The 568-nt window shown below is 66.4% G+C and carries 1 protein-coding gene; it reads right to left on the reverse strand.

Annotated elements, in window-relative coordinates; all coding sequences use genetic code 11:
- The coding region (locus KY501_RS52915) for a WD40 repeat domain-containing protein (RefSeq protein WP_224373265.1) at positions 1-568 on the reverse strand (568 nt) is incomplete at both ends.

Raw genomic sequence — 568 nt, forward strand, 5'->3', positions numbered from 1 at the left:
CGCCGTTGGGGCTGAAGGTCGCGGAAGTCACCCACTTGGAGTGTGCCTGGAGCGTGAGAAGAGGCTTGCCGGAGGAAGCATCCCACAGGCGCGCGGTGCCGTCGTCGGAGGCGGTGAGGACGCGTTCGCCGTTGGGGCTGAAGGTTGCGGAATTCAGCCCGGATGAGTGTCCCTGGAGCGTGAGAAGAGGCTTGCCGGAGGAGGCATCCCACAGGCGCGCGGTGCCGTCGTCGGAGGCGGTGAGGACGCGTTCGCTGTTGGGGCTGAAGGTCGCGGAAGTCACCCAATTGGAGTGTCCCTGGAGCGTGAGAAGAGGCTTGCCGGAGGAGGCATCCCACAGACGCGCGGTGTCTTCCCAAGAGACGGTGAGGACGCGTTCGCCGTTGGGGCTGAAGGTTGCGGAAGTCAGCCCGAATGAGTGTGCCTGGAGCGTGAGAAGAGGCTTGCCGGAGGAGGCATCCCACAGGCGCGCGGTGCCGTCGTCGGAGGCGGTGAGGACGCGTTCGCCGTTGGGGCTGAAGGTCGCGGAAGTCAGCGCGCCTGAGTGTCCCTGGAGCGTGAGAAGAGG

It is taken from the genome of Hyalangium versicolor, assembly GCF_020103695.1.
In the GTDB taxonomy this organism is placed as follows: domain Bacteria; phylum Myxococcota; class Myxococcia; order Myxococcales; family Myxococcaceae; genus Hyalangium; species Hyalangium versicolor.